Source organism: Acidovorax sp. GW821-FHT11A03 (genome assembly GCF_058809075.1).
Genome location: NZ_JBXASG010000001.1, coordinates 502,053 through 526,315, shown reverse-complemented (window position 1 = coordinate 526,315; position 24,263 = coordinate 502,053). Strand labels below are relative to the sequence as shown.

Annotated in this window: 18 protein-coding genes; 6 read left to right on the top strand and 12 right to left on the bottom strand. The window is 66.9% G+C overall.

The features are described 5' to 3' along the window. Nucleotides 1-8 precede the first annotated feature (8 nt). From bioB to scpA, 8 genes are all read right to left on the bottom strand, one after another. A complete protein-coding gene (gene bioB / locus AC1RVY_RS02410) occupies nucleotides 9-1,100 on the bottom strand; it encodes a biotin synthase BioB (protein WP_492805124.1) in 1,092 nt (363 codons plus the stop codon). Between the two features lie 409 nt (nucleotides 1,101-1,509). Beyond that, nucleotides 1,510-1,980, bottom strand: coding sequence for a VOC family protein (locus tag AC1RVY_RS02405; protein WP_218294996.1), 471 nt, complete (start codon nucleotides 1,978-1,980; stop codon nucleotides 1,510-1,512). Between the two features lie 80 nt (nucleotides 1,981-2,060). Continuing rightward, on the bottom strand, nucleotides 2,061-2,906 hold the full coding sequence (locus AC1RVY_RS02400; protein ID WP_370627709.1) for a YdcF family protein: 846 nt from the start codon (nucleotides 2,904-2,906) through the stop codon (nucleotides 2,061-2,063). Further along, nucleotides 2,893-4,941, bottom strand: a complete 2,049-nt coding sequence (locus AC1RVY_RS02395; RefSeq protein ID WP_218294995.1) for an acetyl-CoA carboxylase biotin carboxylase subunit — start codon at nucleotides 4,939-4,941, stop codon at nucleotides 2,893-2,895. Before AC1RVY_RS02395 ends, AC1RVY_RS02400 begins: the two co-directional genes overlap by 14 nt. Nucleotides 4,942-4,962: 21 nt before the next feature. Continuing rightward, nucleotides 4,963-6,495 carry an acyl-CoA carboxylase subunit beta gene (locus AC1RVY_RS02390; RefSeq protein ID WP_056062687.1) on the bottom strand — a complete coding sequence of 511 codons (1,533 nt, stop codon included), beginning with the start codon at nucleotides 6,493-6,495 and terminating at the stop codon, nucleotides 4,963-4,965. 35 nt (nucleotides 6,496-6,530) lie between these two features. Beyond that, nucleotides 6,531-7,547: a methylmalonyl Co-A mutase-associated GTPase MeaB gene (meaB, locus tag AC1RVY_RS02385; RefSeq protein ID WP_218294993.1), complete on the bottom strand. Its 1,017-nt coding sequence runs from the start codon at nucleotides 7,545-7,547 to the stop codon at nucleotides 6,531-6,533. Then, nucleotides 7,544-7,972 (bottom strand): GNAT family N-acetyltransferase, encoded by a 429-nt coding sequence (locus AC1RVY_RS02380; protein ID WP_218294992.1) that lies wholly within the window; start codon nucleotides 7,970-7,972, stop codon nucleotides 7,544-7,546. The genes meaB and AC1RVY_RS02380 overlap by 4 nt, the downstream gene beginning before the upstream one ends. 77 nt (nucleotides 7,973-8,049) lie before the next feature. Then, a complete protein-coding gene (gene scpA, locus AC1RVY_RS02375) occupies nucleotides 8,050-10,221 on the bottom strand; it encodes a methylmalonyl-CoA mutase (RefSeq protein ID WP_492805121.1) in 2,172 nt (723 codons plus the stop codon). Nucleotides 10,222-10,350: 129 nt separating this feature from the next. Between scpA and AC1RVY_RS02370 the strand changes: the two genes are divergently transcribed. Further along, on the top strand, nucleotides 10,351-10,986 hold the full coding sequence (locus AC1RVY_RS02370; protein ID WP_218338561.1) for a GntR family transcriptional regulator: 636 nt from the start codon (nucleotides 10,351-10,353) through the stop codon (nucleotides 10,984-10,986). Between the two features lie 8 nt (nucleotides 10,987-10,994). Here AC1RVY_RS02370 and AC1RVY_RS02365 read toward each other — a convergent pair whose 3' ends face one another. After that, the gene (locus tag AC1RVY_RS02365) at nucleotides 10,995-12,155 is read right to left on the bottom strand and encodes a sensor domain-containing diguanylate cyclase (RefSeq protein WP_218338560.1); all 1,161 of its coding nucleotides are present in this window, start codon (nucleotides 12,153-12,155) and stop codon (nucleotides 10,995-10,997) included. A 328-nt stretch (nucleotides 12,156-12,483) separates the two neighbouring features. Here AC1RVY_RS02365 and AC1RVY_RS02360 point away from each other — a divergent pair, with 328 nt between their 5' ends. Further along, complete coding sequence (locus AC1RVY_RS02360) at nucleotides 12,484-14,343, top strand: AMP-dependent synthetase/ligase (RefSeq protein ID WP_492805119.1); 1,860 nt, start codon at nucleotides 12,484-12,486, stop codon at nucleotides 14,341-14,343. Between the two features lie 184 nt (nucleotides 14,344-14,527). Here AC1RVY_RS02360 and AC1RVY_RS02355 read toward each other — a convergent pair whose 3' ends face one another. Beyond that, nucleotides 14,528-15,658, bottom strand: a complete 1,131-nt coding sequence (locus tag AC1RVY_RS02355) for a saccharopine dehydrogenase family protein (protein ID WP_492805117.1) — start codon at nucleotides 15,656-15,658, stop codon at nucleotides 14,528-14,530. 171 nt (nucleotides 15,659-15,829) lie between these two features. Here AC1RVY_RS02355 and AC1RVY_RS02350 point away from each other — a divergent pair, with 171 nt between their 5' ends. Then, nucleotides 15,830-16,282, top strand: coding sequence for an Lrp/AsnC family transcriptional regulator (locus tag AC1RVY_RS02350; protein WP_218294986.1), 453 nt, complete (start codon nucleotides 15,830-15,832; stop codon nucleotides 16,280-16,282). Between the two features lie 102 nt (nucleotides 16,283-16,384). Here the strand turns inward: AC1RVY_RS02350 and AC1RVY_RS02345 are convergent, their stop codons facing one another. Then, the gene (locus AC1RVY_RS02345) at nucleotides 16,385-16,972 is read right to left on the bottom strand and encodes a lysophospholipid acyltransferase family protein (protein ID WP_218294985.1); all 588 of its coding nucleotides are present in this window, start codon (nucleotides 16,970-16,972) and stop codon (nucleotides 16,385-16,387) included. Between the two features lie 363 nt (nucleotides 16,973-17,335). On the opposite strand from AC1RVY_RS02345, the gene dusA reads away from it, so the two are divergent. Continuing rightward, on the top strand, nucleotides 17,336-18,352 hold the full coding sequence (gene dusA / locus AC1RVY_RS02340; RefSeq protein ID WP_492805114.1) for a tRNA dihydrouridine(20/20a) synthase DusA: 1,017 nt from the start codon (nucleotides 17,336-17,338) through the stop codon (nucleotides 18,350-18,352). Between the two features lie 6 nt (nucleotides 18,353-18,358). On the opposite strand, the gene AC1RVY_RS02335 is transcribed toward dusA, so the two are convergent. Then, entirely contained in the window at nucleotides 18,359-21,166 is a 2,808-nt protein-coding gene (locus AC1RVY_RS02335; protein WP_492805113.1) for a bifunctional diguanylate cyclase/phosphodiesterase, read from the bottom strand. Nucleotides 21,167-21,417: 251 nt separating this feature from the next. Here AC1RVY_RS02335 and AC1RVY_RS02330 point away from each other — a divergent pair, with 251 nt between their 5' ends. Next, nucleotides 21,418-22,512: a GTP pyrophosphokinase gene (locus AC1RVY_RS02330; protein ID WP_218294968.1), complete on the top strand. Its 1,095-nt coding sequence runs from the start codon at nucleotides 21,418-21,420 to the stop codon at nucleotides 22,510-22,512. Nucleotides 22,513-22,718: 206 nt separating this feature from the next. Beyond that, nucleotides 22,719-24,257, top strand: coding sequence for a polyhydroxyalkanoate depolymerase (locus tag AC1RVY_RS02325; protein WP_218338555.1), 1,539 nt, complete (start codon nucleotides 22,719-22,721; stop codon nucleotides 24,255-24,257). Nucleotides 24,258-24,263: the final 6 nt, after the last annotated feature.

The following is a 24,263-nucleotide window of genomic DNA, read 5'->3' as shown; positions in this document are numbered from 1 at the left end:
TGCCCTCTTCATGCGGGTGGTGGCAAGGAGATTGCACGCTGCCACCGTCCTCCTGCGCTGCCACCGTCCTCCTGCGCTGCCACCGCCGCCGTCCGGTGGCCGTCCAGTCCCAGCTTGGCGAGCAGCCGCACGTCGGCATCCACATCCGGGTTGCCCGTCACCAGCAGCTTGTCGCCATAGAAGATCGAATTGGCCCCGGCCAGGAAACACAGTGCCTGCACGGCTTCGCCCATCTGCTGGCGCCCCGCGGACAGGCGCACGCGGGCCTTGGGCATGGTGATGCGGGCGACGGCGATCATGCGCACGAAGTCTAGCGGGTCGATGGGCTCGCTGTCGGCCAGCGGCGTGCCCGGCACGCGAACCAGGCTGTTGATGGGCACGGACTCGGGGTACGGGCTGAGGTTGGCCAGCTGCGCGATGAGCCCCGCGCGGTGCACGGGCGCCTCGCCCATGCCCACGATGCCGCCGCAGCACACGCTGATGCCCGCGCTGCGCACGTGCTGCAGGGTGTCGAGCCGATCCTGGTAGGCGCGGGTGCTGACCACGTCGGTGTAGTACTCGGGCGCGGTGTCGAGGTTGTGGTTGTAGTAGTCCAGGCCCGCATCCTTGAGCGCCTGCGCCTGGTGCGATTCGAGCATGCCCAGCGTGGCGCAGGTCTGCAGGCCCAGGCCCTTCACGGCGCCGATCAGGGCGCTGACCTTCTCGATGTCCCGGTCCTTCGGGGCGCGCCATGCCGCACCCATGCAGAACCGCGTGGCGCCGGCGTCCTTCGCGGCCTGGGCAGCCCGCACCACCTCGTCCACCTCCATCAGCTTGTCGGCCTTCACACCGGTGTCGAACTCGGCGGCCTGCGGGCAGTAGCCACAGTTCTCGGGGCAGCCTCCGGTCTTCACCGACAGCAGCGTGGCCAGTTCGATGTCTCCCTCGGGCCAGTGCTGGCGATGCACCGTCTGCGCTTCGAAAAGAAGGTCCATCAGCGGCCTGTCGAGCAGCGCCTGGATGGCGTCCACGCTCCAGGGGCCTTGCGGCGCTGGCGGCGCGGGCCGGCGATGCAGCTGAACGGTCTGGGTGGCCGCGGTGGCGGAGGTCATGGAAGTCATGGCGATCGGTTCCCTTCAAGTCATCTGCTCCATGGCGGCACGGGGCCGCCATCGGCAGGGGTTACACAGCGCGCGCGGCCTGGGCCAGGAGGTGGTCCGGCCGGTGCGCGGCGACGTGGGCGGATTCTGGAGGAGAAAAAGGCACAAACGCACGCCGAAGGGTCACAAAAAGTGCCAACAAAAGTACGTCGCCAACAGCCCCCAAGTCCTTGGTTTTTTGTGCGCAGAACACGGGGTTTTCAGCGCATTTGACGGCAGGTTGGCGCGTGGTGGAACGCGACCATCGCGATGCAACCGCAACGCGGCGCTATCTGTGCCCATCTGCCGCCCCGCGTGGCCCGGGGGCGCCTGACGATGGGCGACGTTGGCGCATGCCGTCGCCCCCGCACCATCGGCAGCCAGCCGTTGTTCAGCCCAGCGCCGCGATCACCTCGGCCGGCGCCTGCACCAGCTCGATCAGGACGCCTTCGCCAGCGATCGGAAACTCGTCGTTGCTCTTGGGGTGCAGGAAGGTGATGTCATAGCCCGCAGCGCCCTTGCGGATGCCGCCGGGCGCAAAGCGCACGCCTTTAGCAGTGAGCCATTCCACCGCCATGGGCAGGTCGTCGATCCACAGGCCGATGTGGTTGAGCGGCGTGGTGTGCACGGCGGGCTTCTTGTCGATGTCCAGCGGCTGCATGATGTCCACCTCCACCTTCCAGGCGCCCCGCCCCATCGCGAGGATGTCTTCATCCACGTTTTCGCGCTCGCTCTGGAACGTGCCCGTCTGCGTGAGGCCCAGCATGTCCACCCACAGGGTCTTCATGCGTGCCTTGTCCGTGCCGCCGATGGCGACCTGCTGAATGCCCAGGACTTTGAAGGGCCGCTCTTTTGCCGTCATGATTTGCTCCTTGATTGATAGCTATAAATGCAGTTACGTACAGCGCACGCGGCCTATTCCGCGCAGAAGGCCGCTTGGCCTCATGCCTCGCGCAGCACCCAGCTGCTCAGCGTGGCGAAGTATTCGCGCAGCCGCGCGTTGTAGCGCGTGGCCAGGGGGGTGGGCGCCGCCACCGGCACCATGGCCGTGAAGCCATGGCGTCGCGCGATGCGCAGGGCGCGCGGCAGGTGGAAGTCGCTGGTCACCAGGGCCAGCGGGGCCGTGGCCGGCACCCCACGCGCCAGCAGCAGGGGGCGCCCCAGCGCCAGGTTCAGCGCGGTGCTGGTGCTTTCCGCCTCCAGCACCAGGCGCCCTGCGGCGACGCCATGGCGCTGCTGCAGATAGCGGGCCATCACCTCGGCTTCGGTGTGCGTTTCACCCCATACCTCGCCGCCGCACACGGCGATCAGGGCGGTGGGCTGCAGGCGGGCCAGCGCGGCCGCCGTGTCCAGCCGTGCTGCCAGCGCCGGCCGGGGTTGCCCGTTCTGGATGCCGCCCCCCAGCACCACGATGGCCTGCACGGGCGGCACCTGTGCAGGCGGTATGCCGGCATTCTCCAGAAAGGCCCAGAAAACCCCCAGGCTGGCCATCCAGGCCGCCAGGCCCCACCAGCCCGCGCGCCACAGCTGCTGGCGCCGCCGCCCACGGTGCCGCCAGCCCGCCAGCGGAGTCCACCACGCGGCCAGGGCCAGGAAGACCGCCCCCAACGCGGCGGGCAGCATGGTGCCCAGATCGAGGTGCCCCAGGACCATGAGCACGGCGCCATCCACCAGCAGCACGGCGCCGGCCAGCCCGAGCAGCACACGCAAGACCACGGTCATCGCGGTGTGTGGCCAGGCCAGCGTGTTGCGCGGACCGGGGCGCTCGGCGGCATCACTGGAACTCAATGATCACGTCGTCCACCGCCAGCGACTCGCCCTTGCCCGCCACCACCTTGCCCACTACGCCATCCTGCGCGGCAAAGAGGATGTTCTCCATCTTCATGGCCTCGATCACGGCCAGTTTTTCACCGGCCTGCACCTTCTGGCCGGGCTGCACCGCCACATCCACCAGCAGGCCGGGCATGGGCGAAAGCAGGAACCTGGACAGGTCCGGCGGCGCCTTGAAGGGCATCAGCTTGTGCAAGCGTGCACCGAGGGGTGACAGCACGAGCGCATCGATCTGCGTGCCGTTGTGCGCGATGCGCAGGGCCAGCGGGTTCTTGCCCACGCCGCGCTCCACCTGCGCGGTAAACCCGGCGCCATTGCACTGGCCTTGCACCCGGATCTGGCCCAGCGTGGCGGCGCTGCTGATCTGGTAGCTCTTGCCGTCCACGGCCACCACGCTGGAGCCCGACTTGTCCTGGAAGTCGGTGACCGAGACCGCGTGGTGCTCGTTCTGCCCCTCGGCCCCCAGCGTGACCACCACGAACTGCTCGCCCACCTTCACCTCGTGCCCTGCCAGCTGGCCGCTGATGCCCGAGGCGCGCGCACGGTAGCGGCGGTTCATGAAAGCGGCCAGCGCCACCAGGAACAGCGGGTCCTCGTGTGGCACGTCCTCGGAGTGGAAGCCCTTGCCGTAATGTTCGGCGATGAAGCCGGTGTTGAACTCGCCGGTCACGAATTTAGGGTGGGCCAGCAGGGCCGCCTGGAACGGAATGTTGCTGCTGATGCCCCGGATCACGAAGCCGTTGAGCGCCGCGCGCATCTTGGCGATCGCATGGTCGCGGTCGGTGCCGTGCACGATGAGCTTGGCGATCATCGAGTCGTAGTACATCGGGATCTCGCCGCCCTCATACACCCCTGTGTCCACGCGCACGCCCAGCTTCTTGTCGGTGTCGCCCTGGAACATGCTCTGCTCCGGCGGCTGAAAACGCACCAGGCGGCCGGTTGATGGCAGGAAGTTGCGGAACGGGTCCTCGGCGTTGATGCGGCACTCGATGGCCCAGCCGTCGCGCTTCACGTCGGCTTGCGCGAGCGGCAGCTTCTCGCCTGCGGCCACGCGGATCATCAGCTCCACCAGGTCCAGGCCGGTGATGCATTCCGTCACCGGGTGCTCCACCTGCAGGCGGGTGTTCATTTCGAGGAAGTAGAAGTCCTGGTCCTTGCCGACCACGAACTCCACCGTGCCCGCGCTCTGGTACTTGACCGCCTTGGCCAGCTGCACCGCCTGCTCGCCCATGGCCTTGCGGGTGGCGTCGCTGATGAAGGGCGACGGAGCCTCTTCAATCACCTTCTGGTGGCGGCGCTGGATGGAGCATTCGCGCTCGTTCAGGTAGATCACATTGCCGTGGCTGTCGCCCAGCACCTGGATCTCGATGTGGCGCGGCTCCTGCACGAACTTCTCGATGAAGATGCGGTCGTCGCCAAAGCTGTTGCGGGCTTCGTTCTGGCAGCTGGTGAAGCCTTCAAACGCTTCCTTGTCGTTGAACGCCACGCGCAGGCCCTTGCCGCCGCCCCCGGCCGAGGCCTTGATCATCACGGGGTAGCCGATGCCCTTGGCGATTTCCACCGCCTGCTCGGGGCCCGCGATGGCGTCGTTGTAGCCCGGGATGGTGTTGACCTTGGCCTCGTTGGCCAGCTTCTTGGACGCGATCTTGTCGCCCATGGCCGCGATCGAATGCGCCTTGGGGCCGATGAAGGCAATGCCTTCGTCCTCGCAGCGCTTGGCGAAGGCTTCGTTCTCCGACAGGAAGCCGTAGCCGGGGTGCACGGCCTGCGCGCCGGTCTGTTTGCAGGCGGCAATGATCTTGTCGGCCAGCAGGTACGACTCGCGGCTGGGCGCCGCGCCGATGTGCACGGCCTCGTCGGCCAGCTTGACGTGGCGGGCTTCCTTGTCGGCGTCGGAGTAGACGGCGACGGTGGCGATGCCCATCTTGCGGGCGGTAGCGATGACGCGGCACGCGATTTCGCCACGGTTGGCGATCAGGATTTTCGTAAACATGTTCTTATGCTCCTTGTCCGCTCACAGTGGGATGTTGCCGTGCTTGCGCCATGGGTTTTCCAGCTTCTTGTCCCGCAGCATCACCAGCGAGCGGCAGATGCGCTTGCGTGTCTCGTGCGGCAGGATCACGTCGTCGATAAAGCCACGTGCGCCGGCCACGAACGGGTTGGCAAAACGCTGTTTGTATTCCGCCTCGCGTGCGGCCAGCTTCACGGGGTCGTTCTTGTCTTCGCGGAAGATGATTTCCACGGCACCCTTGGCGCCCATCACCGCGATCTCGGCGTTGGGCCAGGCCAGATTCACGTCGCCGCGCAGGTGCTTGGAGCTCATCACGTCGTACGCGCCGCCGTAGGCCTTGCGGGTGATGACGGTGATCTTGGGTACGGTGCACTCGGCATACGCGTACAGCAGCTTGGCGCCGTGCTTGATGATGCCGCCGTATTCTTGGCTGGTGCCGGGCATGAAGCCGGGCACGTCCACAAACGTGACCACGGGGATATTGAAAGCGTCACAGAACCGCACGAAGCGCGCGGCCTTGATGGAGCTCTTGATGTCCAGGCAGCCCGCCAGCACCAGCGGCTGGTTGGCCACGATGCCCACGGTCTGGCCTTCCATGCGGGCGAAGCCGATGAGGATGTTCTTGGCGTACTCGGGCTGCAGCTCAAAGAAATCCCCGTCGTCCACGGTCTTGAGGATCAGCTCCTTCATGTCGTAGGGCTTGTTGGGGTTCTCGGGCACCAGGGTGTCCAGGCTCAGGTCCATGCGGTCGGCGGGGTCGTTGCTGGGGCGCACCGGGGCCTTTTCCCGGTTATTCAGGGGCAGGTAGTTGTACAGGCGGCGCAGCATCATCAGCGCCTCCACGTCGTTCTCGAACGCCATGTCGGCCACACCGCTCTTGGTGGTGTGCGTCACGGCGCCGCCCAGTTCCTCGGCCGTGACTTCTTCGTGCGTCACGGTCTTCACGACTTCGGGGCCGGTGACGAACATGTACGAGCTGTCCTTCACCATGAAGATGAAGTCGGTCATGGCGGGCGAGTACACGGCGCCGCCGGCGCTCGGGCCCATGATCATGCTGATCTGCGGAATCACGCCGCTGGCGAGCACGTTCTTCTGGAACACGTCGGCATAACCGCCCAGCGAGGCCACGCCTTCCTGGATGCGCGCGCCGCCCGAGTCGTTGAGGCCGATGACCGGTGCGCCGACCTTCATGGCCTGGTCCATCACCTTGCAGATCTTTTCGGCGTGCGTTTCGCTCAAAGCACCGCCGAACACCGTGAAGTCCTGGCTGAACACGAACACCAGGCGGCCGTTGATCATGCCGTAGCCCGTCACCACGCCGTCGCCGGGGATCTTGTTGTCCTCCATGCCGAAGTCGGTGCAGCGGTGCTCGACGAACATGTCCCATTCCTCGAACGTGCCGTCGTCCAGCAGCAGCTCGATGCGCTCGCGCGCCGTGAGCTTGCCCTTGGCGTGCTGCGCATCGATGCGCTTTTGCCCGCCGCCCAGGCGTGCCAGCGCACGCTTTTTCTCCAGTTGATCCAGGATGTCTTGCATGGTCGTCCTTTGGTGAATGGGTTGGTGTCTACTATTTATTTGATAGCTGCTTGCGCTGTACTGGATTGCGCCAGCAGCAGATTTCGTGCTGCAGTCGATGCCGCGATGCGCCCTGCGGCCACATCGGCCTGCATCTGGGGCAGCAGCTCCCTGACCTGCGGGTGCTGGCGAAACGCGAGCTTGAGGCCCGCGTCGATGCGCTCCCACATCCAGGCGAGCGATTGTTTTTCGCGCCGCGCTGCCAGGCGGCCGTTGGTGGACTGCATGTCGCGAAACAGCGCCACGGTGGTCCAGAAAGCATCCACCCCCTGCCCCAGCAGAGCGCTGATCTGCAGCACGCGCGGTTGCCACAGCGCGCCGTGCGTCGCGTGATCAGGGTTGCCGTGCATGCCGAGCAGGCGCAGGCTGGAGGTGATCTGCGCCTCGGCGCGCGTGGCGGCGTTCTTGTCGATGTCGGCCTTGTTGATGACCACCAGGTCGGCAATCTCCATCACGCCCTTCTTGATGGCCTGCAGGTCGTCGCCCGCGTTGGGCAGCTGCATGAGCACGAACATGTCCGTCATGCCCGCCACCGCGATCTCGCTCTGGCCCACGCCCACGGTTTCGACGATGACCACGTCGTAGCCCGCGGCCTCGCAGACCAGCATGGCCTCGCGCGTCTTCTCTGCCACGCCGCCCAGCGTGCCGCTGGAGGGGCTGGGGCGGATGTAGGCCTTCTCGTGCACCGACAGGTGTTCCATGCGCGTCTTGTCACCCAGGATGGAGCCGCCCGAGACGGTGCTGGAGGGGTCGATGGTGAGCACGGCCACGCGATGGCCCTGGCCAATCAGGTACAGCCCGAGCGCTTCGATGAAGGTGGACTTGCCCACGCCGGGCACGCCGCTGATGCCCAGGCGAAACGCCTTGCCGGTATGGGGCAGCAGCTGCGTGAGCAATTCATCCGCCTGGGCGCGGTGGTCCGCCCGCGTCGATTCGAGCAGGGTGATGGCCTTGGACATTGCGCGGCGCTGCGTGGGGCCGGGCTGGCCAAGCACACCTGGATAGAGGTTCATGGCGACATCCTCGCGGCGGCCTTCTCGAATGCGGGGCTCCACCGGTACTCCAGGTCGAACTCCTGCTCCTCCACCAGTTGAAAGCCATTGCGCACGTAAAAGCGGTTGGCGCCACTGCCGCGCAAGGCGCCCAGGGTGATGTCCTGGCCCAGCGCCCTGCCCTGTGCCTTGGCCCACTCCAGGGCCCACGCCCCGGCGCCCCGGCCCTGGCGACCGGGTCGGACGTACAGGTGGTGCAGCCTCATGCGTGCGGGGTCTGCATACGGGAGCAGCGTGAGGTAACCAATGCGCTCGTCACCTGCCACGATGTGCCGCATATAGGCCGGCACAAAGGCATCGCGAAGCCTTTCCCGCACCCGCACGGGGTCAAAGCGTCCCAATCGCTCCAGGCTTTCGCGCATGGCCTCTGCACGCAGGTCGGCCATGGACTCAAAGTCTGCTTGCGCAACGCTTTCAAAGCCAAACATGGGATGGCGAAAAGGCTCGGAAGGAAAAGGCGAACTCAAGCGGTAACCGCCTTGCGAATCTGCTCCAGCACATCCTTGGCGCTGGCCGGAATCGGCGTGCCCGGGCCGTAGATGCCCTTCACGCCCGCTTCGTACAGGTGCTCATAGTCCTGCGCCGGGATCACCCCGCCCACGAACACGATGATGTCGTCCGCGCCCTGGTCCTTGAGGGACTGGATGATGGCGGGCACCAGTGTCTTGTGGCCGGCGGCCAGCGTGCTCACGCCCACGGCGTGCACGTCGTTTTCAATCGCCTGGCGCGCGCACTCCTCGGGCGTCTGGAACAGCGGGCCCATGTCCACGTCGAAGCCCAGGTCGGCAAACGCGGTGGCCACCACCTTGGCGCCCCGGTCGTGGCCGTCCTGGCCCAGCTTGGCGATCATCACGCGCGGGCGGCGGCCTTCCTTTTCGGCAAATTCGTTGATCTCGGTCTTGAGTTTGTCCCAGCCTTCGGCCGAGTCATAGGCTGCTGCGTACACACCGGTCACCTTTTGCGTATCGGCGCGGTGGCGCCCAAAAACCTTCTCGAGCGCATCCGACACCTCGCCCACCGTGGCGCGCAGGCGCACCGCCTTGATGGCCAGGTCGAGCAGGTTGCCTTCGCCGCTTTCTGCTGCGGAAGTAAGAGCATCCAGCGCTTGCTGTACAAGGTCTGGATCGCGTTTTGCACGGATATTTTTCAGGCGCTCGATCTGCCCGTCTCGCACCTTGACGTTGTCGATCTGCAGGATATCGACCGGGTCTTCCTTGGCCAGCTTGTACTTGTTGACGCCCACGATCACGTCCTTGCCGCTGTCGATGCGCGCCTGCTTCTCGGCGGCGGCGGCCTCGATCTTGAGCTTGGCCCAGCCGCTGTCCACGGCCTGGGTCATGCCGCCCATGGCCTCGACCTCCTCGATGATCTTCCAGGCGGCATCGGCCATGTCCTGGGTCAGCTTTTCCATCATGTAGCTGCCGGCCCAGGGGTCCACCACGTTCGTGATGTGCGTCTCTTCCTGGATGATGAGCTGCGTGTTGCGCGCGATGCGCGAGGAAAATTCGGTGGGCAGCGCGATGGCCTCGTCCAGCGCGTTGGTGTGCAGGCTCTGCGTGCCGCCAAACACGGCCGCCATGGCCTCGATGGTGGTGCGCACGATGTTGTTGTAGGGGTCCTGCTCCGTCAGGCTCCAGCCGCTGGTCTGGCAGTGCGTGCGCAGCATCAGGCTCTTGGGGTTCTTGGCGCCGGTCTCTTTCATGATGCGGCACCACAGCAGGCGCGCCGCGCGCATCTTGGCCACTTCCAGGTAGAAGTTCATGCCGATCGCCCAGAAGAAGCTCAAGCGGCCGGCGAACTCGTCCACGTCCATGCCCTTGGCGATGGCGGTCTTCACGTATTCCTTGCCGTCGGCCAGAGTGAAGGCCAGCTCCAGCGCCTGGTTGGCGCCAGCTTCCTGCATGTGGTAGCCGCTGATCGAGATCGAGTTGAACTTCGGCATGTTCCTGGCCGTGTACTCGATGATGTCGCCAATGATCTTCATCGACGGCTTGGGCGGGTAGATGTAGGTGTTGCGCACCATGAACTCTTTCAGAATGTCGTTCTGAATCGTTCCGGAGAGCTTGTCCTGGCTCACGCCCTGTTCTTCCGCCGCCACCACATAGCCCGCCAGCACCGGCAGCACGGCGCCGTTCATGGTCATCGAGACCGACACCTTGTCCAGCGGGATCTGGTCGAACAGGATCTTCATGTCCTCCACCGAGTCGATGGCCACGCCGGCCTTGCCCACGTCGCCCGTCACGCGGGGATGGTCGCTGTCATAGCCCCGGTGCGTGGCCAGGTCGAACGCCACCGACACGCCCTGCCCGCCTGCGGCCAACGCCTTGCGGTAGAAGGCGTTGGATTCCTCGGCGGTGGAAAAGCCCGCGTACTGGCGGATGGTCCAGGGGCGCACCGCGTACATGGTGGCCTGGGGGCCGCGCAGGTAGGGCTCGAAGCCGGGCAAGGTGTTGGCGTATGGCAGGCCCGCCGTGTCCTGCGCGGTGTACAGCGGCTTGACGGTGATGCCGTCGGGCGTGACCCAGTTGAGGGCGCCGACGTCGCCACCCGGTGCCGACTTGGCGGCGGCCTTGGCCCAGGCTTCGAGCGAAGACGCGGCGAATTCGGGAGTGTTGTTGGGGGGGGTGTCACTCATGGCGAAAACTTCTCCGAAGATGGCGTTGCAGGCGTAAAACGGCGCGGGGACGGTTCCCGATGTGGCGGCGAGTTTACATCATTCATAATTATTGATTCAAAATATTCCTCTGAGCTTACAATCCGCCCCATGTCTGCCCTTACCCTCACGCCGCGTGCCCTCTACGAAGAAGTCGCCGAGCAATTGCGCCAGCGCATCTTCCGCCGTGAGCTGGAGCCCGGCAGCTGGATCGACGAACTCAAGATCGCCGAGGAATTCGGCATCAGCCGCACCCCCCTGCGCGAGGCGCTCAAGGTGCTGGCGGCCGAAGGCCTGGTCACGATGAAGGTGCGCCGTGGCGCCTATGTGACCGAAATGTCCGAGAAGGACCTGCGCGATGTCTACCACCTGCTGAGCCTACTGGAGAGCGACGCGGCCGGCGTGGTGGCCGCCACCGCCACCGCGGCGCAACTGCAGGCGCTGCAGGACCTACATGCCGAACTGGAGGCGGCCGCCGGCGAACGTGAACGGTTCTTTGCCGTGAACGAGCGTTTTCACATGCTGCTGCTGGAACTGGCCGATAACCGCTGGCGCAGCCAGATGGTGGCCGACCTGCGCAAGGTGATGAAGCTCAACCGCCACAACTCGCTGCTCAAGCAGGGGCGGATCGAGGACTCGCTGAACGAGCACCGCGCCATCCTGGCGGCGATGGTGGCGCGCGATGCCCAGGCCACGGCCCGCGCCATGCAGGCCCATTTCGCCCACGGCCTGGAAGCCGCGACCTGACCGGGCATTCAGCCAGCCACTTCCACGCGGTTGCGGCCCCCGGTCTTGGCCGCGTAGAGGGCTTCGTCCGCTCGGTGCAGGAGCTCGTCAAAGCTGCTGTCCCCCTCGTTCTTCAAGGCCACGCCCAAGGAAATGGTCATGGCCAGCGGCAGTCCGTCCACCGAGAGCGGGCGGGTGGCCACCAGCCTGCGCAGCCTCTCCCCGGCGGCCCGCGCGGCCCGGCTGTCCGCGGCGTCCCACAGCACCACGAACTCCTCTCCGCCGTGGCGCGCCGCGAAGTCGGCCCCACGGCAGGAGGCCTGCAGGTGCCCGGCGACATGCCTGAGCGCCACGTCGCCCACCGCATGCCCATGGCAATCGTTGATGGCCTTGAAGTGGTCGATGTCGATCAGCGCCAGGGCCAGGCCGCCCCCGCGCGCACCCGCCTGCGCGAAACGCTGTTCGCCCACCGCAACCAGGGTGCGGCGGTTGGCCAGGCCCGTCAGATAGTCCGTTGACGCGGCCAGCTCCCACTGGCGGCCGATGCGCTGGGAGCACATCAGCAGGAAGCCGGTGGTGCCCACCACGGGCAGGATGGCGGTGATCATCGGGCTGGCCATGTTGATCCAGGCCCCATCTCCCGTGACATCGAACGACGGGCTCACGCCCTTGAGCAGGAAGTAGCCCGCGCGAAACACCGTGAACGCCGCCACGGCAGCAAACAGGCTGGCCATCACCCGGCGGCTGCGCGCGCCGTCATGCGACTTCTGCGAGGCCAGCAGCGCGAAGCACGCCAGCAGCAGGAAGGCGCAGCTGCCCGACAGGATCAGCACGCGCATGCCCGTGTGCGGCCGTGCGATGGCGAACCAGGCAATGCCGCCAATCCCCACGATCGCAGGGGCCAGCAGCCAGAGCCTGTCCGGCAGCCCATAGAACTGGCGCAGCGCGCGCCAGTAGCCGGTGCACCCCAGCAGCACGAGCCCATTGGCCATGGGCGATGCCAGCCCCAGCGGCAGCCGGTACTGCACCGCGTACAGCACCGCGCTGGCGGCCAGCAGCAGCGTGGCCGTGCGCCAGGTTCCCGCGCTGGGCCGCAAGGCCTCGGGAAAGTCGTTGCGCATCAGCCCCAGGACCCAGCCATTGGCCAGCATCATCAGCGTGGCGACGATAAAGATGGTGATGGGGTCCATGGCGGAAGGGCGCGGTAGAGACGGCGGTCCGGGCAGCGGCGGGAGATGGAGAGGAAGGGGTCGGCACGCCACGGTGATGCCATGGCTGTGCGAGGGACGTGCGAGCGAGCCTGTGCGGATTGTGGCCGAGGCGCCGCGCCGGTGCCACGGATTTCGCGCGGCACGGGGCACACTGGGGCCCATCATTCCACAAACCGGAATGCACCATTTGCAACGCAACAGGGTGTTGCGCCCCGCCCTGGTGCGGGCCCGGTCGTTATGATCGCCCGGGTTTCCACCGAGGCAACGGCGCGGCCCGCGCCCGACGCCGCCACCGCCGCCGAGTTCGATGACCCCCTCCCTTCCCGATATCGCCAGCGTCCAGACGCTGCCGCAGCTTCTTGCCTTGCGCACGGCCCTCACCCCGGACGCCGAGGCCTACCGTGCCTTCGACACCACCGCGCAGGCGTGGGCCAGCCTGACCTGGCGGCAGACCGCGCAGCGCGTGGCCGAATGGACGCAGGCCCTGGCCGCCATGCAGCTGCCCGCGGCCGCGCGCGTGGCCATCCTGCTGCCCAACGGCCTGCACGCCATGTGCGCCGACCAGTCCACCCTGGCCGCCGGCTGCGTGCCGGTGCCGCTGCACGCCATCGACAACCCCGGCAGCATCGCCTACATCCTCTCGGACTGCGAGGCCTCGATGCTCATCGTGGCCAGTGCCCAGCAATGGGAGAGGATCCGCGACACAGGCACGGAATTCCCCGCGTTGCGCGCGGTGATCGTGACCGAGCCGGACGCCGCCTTCGCCGCCACCCCGCCCTCGTCGCACGGCCCCGCCGTGGGCTCGCTGGCGCAGTGGCTCGAAGGCGCCGCACAGGCAGCGCAGCAGGCCTTGCCCCCCGCGCCCGGCCCGGACGATCTCGCCGCCATCGTCTACACCTCGGGCACCACCGGCAAGCCCAAGGGCGTGATGCTCACGCACCGCAACGTGGTCAGCGACGTGAAGGCCGTGCTGGAGCGCATCGCGCCCACGGTGGACGACGTGTTCCTGTCGTTCCTGCCGCTCTCGCACACGTTCGAGCGCACGGGCGGCTACTACCTTCCCATCGCGGCAGGCAGCTGCGTGGCGTATGCGCGCTCCGTGGCCCTGCTGGCCGAGGATCTGAAGACGGTGCGCCCCACGGTGCTGGTCTCGGTCCCGCGCATCTACGAACGCATCCACGCCAGGCTGCTCGAAAAGCTCTCGCCATCGCCCTGGAAAATGCAGCTGTACGAGGCCGCACAGAACAGGGGCTGGGCCCGCTTCTGCGCGGCGCAGGGTTTGCCGGCGCCCGCCCCCGAGGCCGGCAAGACTGCGGGAGGCTGGATGGCCGCACTGCCCTGGCCGCTGCTGCATGCCCTGGTGGCCACGCCCTTGCTGGCCCAGTTTGGCGGCCGTGTGCGGGTGGCCGTGAGCGGCGGCGCCCCGCTGTCGCCCACCATCGCCAAGTGCTTTCTGGGCCTGGGCCTGCCGCTCATCCAGGGCTACGGCATGACGGAGACGGCGCCCGTGGTGTCCGTCAACGCACTGCACGACAACGATCCGGCGTGCGTGGGCAAGGCCTTGCCCGGCGTGGAAGTGCGCATTGGCGAGAACCGCGAACTGCAGGTGCGCGGCCCCATCGTCATGAAGGGCTACTGGAAGCGGCCCGAAGACACGGCACGCATCCTCGGCCCCGACGGCTGGCTGGGCACGGGCGACCAGGCGGACATCGTGGGCGGCCGCATCTACATCAGGGGCCGCATCAAGGAAATCATCGTCACCTCCACCGGCGAAAAAGTGCCGCCCGGGGACCTGGAGCTGGCGCTGCTGGCCGATCCGCTGCTGGAGCAGGCCTTCGTGGTGGGGGAAAACCGCCCCTTCATCGCCTGCGTGGCCGTCCTGCAGCGCGACGAATGGCAGCGCCTGGCGGCCGACCTGGGCCTCTCCGCGCAGGACGCCGCCAGCCTGAACCACCCCAGCGTGCACCGGGCCGTGCTGGCGCGCATCGAAAAAAACACCGCCAGCTTCGCCCGCTATGCCGTGCCCCGCGCCGTGCACTGCACGCTCACGCCCTGGACGATCGAGAACACCTTCATGACGCCCACGCTCAAGCTCAAGCGCAACAACCTGATGGCGTTCTACGCGGAGGCGATCGAGGGGATGTACCAGAAGCCGGGCGGGCGATAGACAGACAGACAGGCAGGCAGGCACGAAAATCCGCCCGCCATCGCCAGTCCCCCGCCCGCAGCGCATGGGGGCCGGGCTTCCTCTGCCCGCCGGGGCCGCGCTGGGGGTTCAGCCGCCTGTTGGCTCACCGGCCTGCTGGTCCAGTCCCTGCGGGCGGCAAGGGTGTGTTGTTTTGGGAGGGGATCTACGCCGCCATGGCCGTCCAGCCCGCCTCTGCCGCATAGGCCGCGCCAAACCGGTTCGCCAGAAAGTCCCGCAGCCGCACCGACTCCTGCCCCACGAACCCCTGTTGCGGCAGCCGCCCCTGTGCCACCAGGTCCAGCGCCGTGCAGATGCCCGCCGCCGTGGTGAGCTGGATGGCGCTCAGCGTGTGCCCTGCCACCTGGCTGCCGACGATGCGGGCGGAATACGACTCCTGCACCAGCCGGCCTCCCCGCAGGCCCGCGGCGGTGGCGAAGATGACGATCACATCCTGGTCGGTGGTGGGAACCGCGGTTTCCAGGATGTCCTTGAGCAGGTCGCGCCGGTCGCGCAGGCGCAGGTCGTTGAGCAGCAGTTTCAGGATGGCGCAATGGCCGGGATAGCGGATGGACTGGTAGTCCACCTGCCGCGCTTTCCCGGACAGTGTCTCCGTCAGCGTGCCCAGGCCGCCCGAGGTGTTGAAGGCCTCGTATTCCACGCCGTCGAGCGCGAAGGTCTCCAGGCCTTCCAGCGCCGGCACGGTGGTGCGCGCACCATCCACGATGGCTTCGCAGGGGTTGCAGTATTCGTTGAGGAGGCCCTCGGTGCTCCAGGTCAGGTTGTAGCGCAAGGCGCCCTGCGGGTAGCGCGGCAGCGCCCCCACGCGCATGCGCAGGGTGTGCAGCGTGTCGAAGCGGCGGGCCAGGTCGTTGCCCACGACGCCGATGAAGCCTGGCGCCAGGCCGCACTGGGGCATGAGCACGCTGCGGGCACTGGCGCCGAGTGCGCGGATGGCCTGGGTGCTCGCCACGTCCTCGGTCAGGTCAAAGTAGTGCACGCCTGCGGTTGCGCACAGCGTGGCCACGGATACGGCGCGGTGAAACGGCAGCGCGTTCAGCACGGCGAAACGGCCGTCGATGACCGCCTTCAGGCTCGCGTCGTCCGTCGCCAGCCGGGTGGATACGCCCAATGCGGCCACTTCGGCCAGGCGCGCCGGGTCACGGTCCACCACCAGGATGTCGTAGTCGCCAGCCTGCTGCAGCAGCAGCGCCATGGCAAAGCCGATGTGGCCCGCGCCGAGGATGGTGATGGCACGACGGGCGGCGGTGCTGGAAGTGGTGGAAAGGATGGTCATGGCGGTGCTCCCGGTGGTGCCCACCGCGTGAAGCGGTGAGAGGTGTTGCAGATACCTTGATGCTAGGCAAGGGCGCTGTCAATGTGTAGTGCTTATATCGTCGAAAACTGCTCTTTGTTTTTTCATAACGGCGAATATGATGGACGTTATGACTTTCTGGAGAAATTGCCCATGACCCAGGCCCTGGACGACACCGACCGCCAGCTGCTGAGCCTGCTCCAGGCCAACGCCCGCGAGGGCACGGCCACGCTGGCGCGCAGGCTGGGGCTGGCCCGCACCACCGTGGTGGCGCGCATTGCACGGCTGGAGCGCTCGGGCGTGGTCGCGGGGTACGGCGTGCGGCTGGGCGCCCGGCTTGATGCCACCACCGTGCGCGCGTGGTGCTCCATCAGCGTGTTGCCCAAAACAGCGCCCGCCGTGTTGCGCGCGCTGGAGGCCATGGCCGAGGTCGAAGAGGTATCCGCCGTGAGCGGGCCGTTTGACTACCTGGTGTTCCTGCGCTGCACGAGCCATGAGCAGCTCGACACCCTGCTCGACAAGGTGGGCCAGCTCGACGGCGTGCACCAGACGCAGACCAGCATCGTGCTCAGCCGCAAGATCGACCGGCGCAGTGTGGGGGTGTGACGGCTGGCTGCCGCCAGCGCATTCACTTCAATTTTCATAGCTGCCAGCGCTTTATGGATAAGCGCCAGAGGCCCATTTCATTGAAAAACCTTGACAGGCAACTCAGGCGTCGAACTGTGCCGGGTTCTTGCCCTGGATGGGCGCGTAGAACGCCTTGATGCTCGCCAGGTCGCGCTCCACATCGCCCGTGGGCTCGAACACAGGCCCCAGGCCTCCCACCTTGCGGCCGTAGTCCACGAAAGCCAGCACGATGGGCACGCCCGCCTGCTGGGCGATGTAATAGAACCCCGTCTTCCAGTGCCGCGTCTTGCCGCGCGTGCCCTCGGGCGGCACGATCAGCTGCATGGGGCCGTCCGCGTCCCGCATGGCCTGGGCCGAGCTGGCCACCAGGTTGTTCGCCTGCTCCCGGTTCACCGGAATCCCGCCCAGCCAGCGCATCACGCCGCCAAACGGCGCCCTGAACAGGCTCTGCTTGCCCATCCAGTACACCCGCAGGCGCAGCGAAAACGCCAGCATCAGCGTGTACGGCAGATCCCAGTTGCTGGTGTGGGGGGCGGCGATCAGCACGCTCTTGGCGGCGTGGGCGGGCAAGGCTCCCTCCACCTTCCAGCCCGTCAGGCGCAGGGTGGCGCGCGAGAAGGCGCGCAGCAGCGTGTTGACAACCGGCGTGTCAAAAATCGTGTGGTGCATGGGGAAACAGGGGCAGGCGGCGCCCGCGCAGGAGGCGGCTGCAAGGCAGCCAGCCACCCTGCAGGCATGGGGCAGGAACATCAAAAAGCGCCGCGAGTATCGCCGATGCGGCCTTGGCCCCGCCTTGCGGCAGGACAAGGCTTGGCGCCTGTCGCCACGGCGGGGACGCGGGGCGCTTTCATTTTGATAGCGGCAAGCGCTTGTGGATCAAGCGGCAGCGTCTTTTTTTCTCATGGCCACAGGCTGGCGCGGATCGTTGGCCAATGGGATAATCACGGCCCTCCCCTGCAGCCTCCGTCGCCCGCCCCGTCCGGGCGTGCCGCTGCGGGCCTTTCCCCCGTTCTCCTTGCCTGTTTGCCTGCTGTGGAATCCCCCGCTTTGAGCCCCTGGCGCATGTCCGTCGCGCCGATGATGGATTGGACCGACCGCCATTGCCGCTACTTTCACCGCCTGCTGACGCGCCAGACCTTGCTGTACACCGAAATGGTGAATGCGGGCGCGATCATCCACGGCGGCACCGAGCGCCACCTGCGCTTCAACACGGAAGAGCATCCCGTGGCCCTGCAGCTGGGCGGCAATGAACCCGACAAGCTGGCCCAGGCCGCGCGGCTGGGCGAGGAATGGGGCTATGACGAGATCAACCTGAACTGCGGCTGCCCCAGCGACCGGGTGCAGCGCGGCGCGTTTGGCGCCAGCCTGATGAAGGCGCCGCAGCTGGTGGCCGACTGCGTGAAGGCCATGAAGGACGTGGTGGCCGTGCCCGTGACGGTCAAGCACCGCATCGGCATCGACAAGCAGGAAGACTACGGCTTCGTGCGCGACTTCATCGGCACGGTGGCCGACGCGGGCTGCACCGTGTTCATCGTGCACGCGCGCAACGCGTGGCTGCAGGGCCTGTCTCCGAAGGAGAACCGCGACATCCCGCCCCTGCGCTACGAGGTGGTGCACCAGCTCAAGGCCGAGTTCCCGCAGTTCACGATCGCCATCAATGGCGGCATCCAGACCGACGAGGTGGTGCTGCAGCAGCTCGAACACCTCGACGGCGTGATGATCGGCCGCGAGGCGTACCACAACCCCTGGTGGATGGCGCGCTGGGATCAGCTCTACTACGGCAGTCAGGGTGGCACGCCCTGCCCCCTGACCCGCGAAGAGGTCGAGCTGGCCATGGTCGAATACATGGAGCGCGAGGCCGCACAGCATGGCACGCCCTGGCCCCACATCGCCCGCCACATGCTGGGCCTGCGCCACAGCCTGCCGGGCGCCCGCGTCTGGCGCCAGGTGTGGAGCAACCACCTGCTCAAGGACCGCCCCGCGCGGGAAGTGCATGCGCTCGCGATGCAGTCGTATGCGCCGTCCGCTGCCGCACAAGCGGTGGCATAGCGCGGTTCACGCCCGCGGCGCCTGTCTGGCCAGCCAGGTTTCCAGAGGCTCTGGCCTCCCGAACAGATAGCCCTGCAGGCAGTCGCACTGGCTGTCGGCCAGGAAGTCCGCCTGGGCGCGGGTTTCCACGCCCTCCGCCACCACGCGCAAGCGCAGGTGGCGGGCCACGGAAATGATGGACTGCACGATGGCGGTGTCGTCCGGGTCGTCGGGCGTGTCCTGCACGAAGCTCCTGTCGATCTTGAGTTCGTACAGCGGCAGCCGCTTGAGGTAGGCCAGGCTGGAGTAGCCCGTGCCAAAGTCGTCGATGGAAAAGCGCACGCCGAGCCGCACGATCTCGGTCATGCGGGCAATGGTGTCGTCGAGGTTCTCGATGAGAAGGCTTTCCGTGACCTCCAGGATGAGGTTCGCCGGCAGGGCGCCAGTGCGGGCCAGCACATGGCGGATGCGCTCCACGAAATCGTCCTGGCGGAACTGCCGCTGGCTCACGTTGACCGACAGCGACAGGCTGTGCCCCGCCGCCTGCAGGCGCGCCAGGGTTTCGCAGGCCTGCTGGATCATCCAGTCCCCCATGCGCAGGATGAGCCCCGAACTTTCGGCGATGGGGATGAAGCGGCTGGGCGGCACGGCGCCGCGCTCGGGGTGGTCCCAGCGCATCAGCAACTCGCCGCCGACCACCGTCCCGGCCGCATCCACCTGGTTTTGCACGAAAGCGGCCAGCTGCCCTTCCGCGTGGGCCTGCTTGAGGTCCTGCTCCAGGGCCAGGCGCTCCTGCACGTCGGACTGCATCGCAGCCTCGTAAAAGCGGACGCGGTTGCGGCCCAGGTCCTTGGCGCGGTACATGGCCGTGTCGGCCTCGCGCAGCAGGTCCTCCACGCCCTCGTCCCGCTGGGGAAACAGCGTGATGCCGATGCTGCCGGTGCTGCTGTAAAGATGGGTGTCGATGGTGTAGGGAGCCTCCAGCGCCAGCCGCATCTCCTCGGCCATCTGCAGGGCGGCCCGGCCGGCGGATTCCATGTCGGCGGCCAGGTTGTGCACGAGCACCACGAACTCGTCCCCGCCCAGGCGCGCTACCGTATCCCCGGGGCGCAGCCGCTGCACGAGGCGGTCGGCCACCTGCATCAGCAAGGCATCGCCCAGCGTGTGGCCGCGCGCGTCGTTGATCTGCTTGAAGTTGTCCAGGTCGATGTAGAGCACCGCGCCGACCTGGGCCGCTTTGCGGGCACTGCGCAGCGCCTGTTCCATGCGGTCGAGCAGCATGCGCCGGTTGGGCAGGCCGGTGAGTCCGTCGAAGTAGGCGAGCTGATGGGTGCGCGCCTCGGCCAGCTTGCGTTCGGTGATGTCACGCGACAAGGCGATGAACCGTGGCCCGTCGCCCGGCGCCGCGCTTTCCTTGCGCGCAATGGACAGCTCGAACCAGTGCGTGGTGCCGTCGAGTTCCAGCCGGTACTGCTGGCCGGTGGAATAGCCGGTGCGGTGCGCCTCCTGCAGCGCGGCATGGCAGCCAGCGGCCGCCTCGGGGGGCACCACGTCCGTCACGAGCCGGCCAAGGAACATCTCGGGCGGCAGCGCCAGCAGCTCGGAGCGCGCCGACCGGTAGTGGTGGATGCGGCCGTCCAGCCCCAGTTCAAAGAGCAGGTCGGGAATCGCGTTGAGGGTGCTTTCCAGGTCGTCGCGCGTGGCCCGCAGCGCGGCCGTCATGTCCAGCGCCAGCGCCACCGCCCTCTCGCGCCCCGTGGCCAGCAGCCACGTGAACCACGCCAGCAGCAGGCTCAATGCCGTGCCCATCACGGCCACGGGCAGGTGGCTGTTGTCCTCGTGACGCAGCTCGAACGCGGGCAGTGGCGACATCTGCAAGGTCCAGCGCCGCCCGCCAAACTTCAGCTCCCGGGTGGCCTGAAGCCCTGGGGCTTCCGCGGCGGGGGCCTGCGCCGCGGGCTCGGTGTTGGTGAACAGGCGCGTGCCGGATGCCGTGGGGCCCGGCACCATGCCGTCGAGGATCTGAAACCCGATGTCCGAATCGAACTCCCTGGCCATGCCGCGGACCACATCGGCGATGCGAAAAGTGGCGCTGACCCAGCCCACCAGTCCCGCACGCCGGCCATCGCCCGACCGCATGTCGGCCACGGTATCGTGCAAAGGCAGGTACATCGCCAGGCTTGGCTCGCTGTCCGGGCGAGGCGCCAGCGGGCCGGACAGCGCCAATTCGCCCGTGAGGCGGGCCCTGTCGAGCGCCTCCCTGGCGGCGGGAACCGTCAAGGTGTCGAAACCCAGGGTGTCGAGGTTGCCACCTTCCAGCGGCTCGACATGGGTGATGGGCGCGTAGAGGGGCCGCGCTCCTGCGGGCCGCACGCTGTAGCCCGGAAAACCGCGCGTGCGCATGTCGTGGGTGTGCGCTTCAAGGGCCGAGGCGGGCAACTGCAGGATGAGCGCGATGCCCTGCAGGCCGGGCCGGGTCTCCTGCAGCTGCAGCGCGCCCACATAGGCTTGAAACTCTTCACGGTCAATGCGCTCCGACCCTTCGAAGTACCCCTTGACCCCGCGCAGCACCACCTCGTACGTCGCGAGGCGGTCCGCCAGGTTGTAGGCGATGTGGTCAGCCGCTACCTGGAAATTCTGCTCGCGCTTGGCCCGCGCGCCGCGCTCCTCGCTCTGCCAGTACAAAAAGGTCAACCCCAGCATGAGTGCCGCGACCAGCGGTGGCAGCACCACGGCCAGCCACCGCTGGCTGGCGGCGCCGTCCAGGCGCGAAGCCTCACGCACGCCATCAGCCGCCGCAGGCGGGCCCCCTGGGGGATGCGGCGGCGGGGTCATGGCTTTCCTGGCCTTGCCGGGAAGGGCGTGGGAGACGGCGGATGGGACAAGGCGTGCGGGTTCCCTTGGACAGGTGGGGACAGATCGGCACCATTATCGGCCCCGGCCCCCCGCGGCAAAGAGGCAGGGGCGTCCCCACGGGCTTTCCGTACATCCTGCATCAGGCTCCGGCGCCGTGGCGGATATGCTTGCATGGACAGGCGCCACGCCAGCCCACCGATCCGAACCCACCCAGAACGCAGAGACACGGCATGCCATCCCTTGATTTCGACCTGGAGGAATCCCATTTCCGCGCGTTCTACGCGCAGCAGTCCGCCGCGCTGGAGGCGGCCTGCGCAGCCCTCACGGGCATGGTCGCGGCCGTGGTCACGCGTGCAGGAGGCGTGGACATCGCCAAGGTGGAAGGCCGGGTGAAGGAGGTGGATGAATGCATCCGCAAGTTCGTGCGCAAATATCGTCCGTCACTGGAAGAAAGCAACACGGCCTACGAGATCCAGGGCTACATCACGGACCTGGTCGGCGTGCGCGTGGTGTGCCTCTATGAGGATGAACTGGAGAAGATCGCCCAGATCGTGCGTTCGCACTTCGCGGTGATCGATGTCACGGACAAGGTGACGGCGGTGGAAAGCACCGAGGCATCGTTTGGCTACAAGGGCCTGCACCTGGACCTCAAGCTGAGCACCGCCGAACGCGGCTTGCCCGAGCACGCGGCCTACGCCCACCTGCCCTTCGAGCTGCAAGTGCGCACCATCATCCAGGACTCCTGGAGCGTGCTGGACCACCGGATCAAGTACAAGAAGTCCATTCCCGGCCAGCTCAAGCGGCGCATCAATGTGCTGTCTGCCCTGTTCGAGCTGGCCGACCGCGAGTTCCGCCAGATCCGCGATGCCACGGCCGCGGAACTGCTCCAGGCGCCCGACGAGACGGAGGAACCCCTCGCCGATGCCGCACCCGACGACAGCAACCCGCAGGCTCCCAGCAAGGCGCCGGCGCCCAGCAGCGAGCTCAACGCGTTCACCTTCCTCAAGATCGCGACGCACTTCTTCAAGGACTTCGAGTTCGAGCCGTCCAAGGTGGACGGTTTCGTGGATGACATCCAGGTCTGGTCTCCCGGCATGACACGGGCACGCTTCAACGCGCTGATGCGCGAGACCGTGGGCGTGGTCAAGCGCTACAAGCAGCATTTTGAAGAGCAGAACCCCCAGGCGAGCTTCAACCCCTACACCGTGATCCGGCACTGCCTGTACCTGAGTAACAAGGCGGCGTTCCGCCCGGCATTGCGCAACTCGGCGCGCGAATCCTTTGAAGCGTGGCTGCAGGAGCACGCGGAGCCCAGGCCGCAATAGTCTGCGAAAGGCTTTCCACGGCCTCTCTCATTACCTTCTTTGCTATTGGGTTTGTAGCAAGGCGGGCTTGGGGCATCCGGCAAGAGCGGGACGTGCGCTGAACACCCCTCGCCTGTCGCATAGGTGACTGGTCATTGGTGGTTTTCCTCCATGCGCTTGTTACCAAGTGCTGCTATATTGCACTGCAACAAAACGGAGTTTCGCCCATGCTGTATCACATCTACGAAACCCAGCGCTCGCTGATGGAGCCATTTACCGATTTCGCACAGGCCGCTGCCAAGCTGTTCAGCAACCCCATGTCGCCGTTCAGCGAAAGCCCGTTGGCGCAGCGCATGTCCGCAGGCTACGAACTGCTGTACCGCCTGGGCAAGGACTACGAAAAGCCGGCGTTCGAGATCCACTCCGTGGACGTGGATGGCGTGGGCGTGGCGGTGCATGAACGCATCGAGATGGACAAGCCGTTCTGCGAGCTGCGCCGCTTCAAGCGGTTCTCGGACGACCCCGCGACCCTGACCAAGCTCAAGGCCCAGCCCGTGGTGCTGATCGTGGCTCCCTTGTCGGGCCACTACGCCACCTTGCTGCGCGACACCGTGCGCACCATGCTCAAGGACCATAAGGTCTACATCACCGACTGGAAGAATGCCCGCCTGGTGCCCCTGGCCGATGGCGAATTCCACCTCGACGACTATGTGAACTACGTGCAGGAATTCATCCGCCACCTGCAGGGCATCTATGGCAATTGCCATGTGATCAGCGTCTGCCAGCCCACGGTGCCGGTGCTGGCTGCCGTGTCGCTGATGGCCAGCCGGGGTGAAACCACGCCGCTGAGCATGACCATGATGGGGGGGCCGATCGACGCCCGCAAGTCGCCCACGGCCGTCAACAACCTGGCAACGAACCGCAGCTTCGAATGGTTCGAGAACAACGTGATCTACCGCGTGCCAGAGAACTTCCCCGGCGCGGGGCGGCGTGTGTACCCCGGCTTCTTGCAGTACACCGGCTTCGTGGCCATGAACCCCGACCGCCACGCCAGCAGCCACTACGATTACTTCAAGGACCTGATCAAGGGTGACGACGCCAGCGTCGAGGCCCACCGCAAGTTCTACGACGAATACAACGCCGTGCTCGACATGGACGCGGACTACTACCTGGAAACCATCCAGACCGTGTTCCAGGACTACAAGCTGGTGAACGGCACCTGGGACGTGCGCTCCCCCGAAGGCAAGATCGAGCGCGTGCGCCCGCAGGACATCAAGACCACCGCGCTGTTCACCGTCGAGGGCGAACTCGACGATATTTCAGGTTCGGGGCAGACCGAGGCCGCGCATGACCTGTGCAGCGGCATCGTGCGCAAGGAGCAGCGCCACCTGGAAGCCAAGGGTGCAGGCCATTACGGCATCTTCAGCGGCCGGCGCTGGCGCGAAGTGGTGTACCCGCAGGTGCGCGCCTTCATCCTCCAGCATGAACAGCCCCAGAAAAAGGCCGCGGTACCCGTGACGGAAACCCCGGACGACAACCCCCCCAGCCTGGCGCCAAAAAAGGTCGCGGCCCCCAAGGCCGCCGCCAGGACGGCTGTGAAAGCCGCAGCGCCCGTGGCCACCCGCTGGGTGGCCCCCGCTGGCAACCGCACCAAGCCCACGGGAGCGGCGGCGCCCGCCGAGGCAGACCCGGTCGCGGCGGCCAAGGCGACTGTCAGCGCCGCAACGCCATCCCGCACCCGCCGCAGCGCGGCCCGCAAGGCTTGAGCGTAC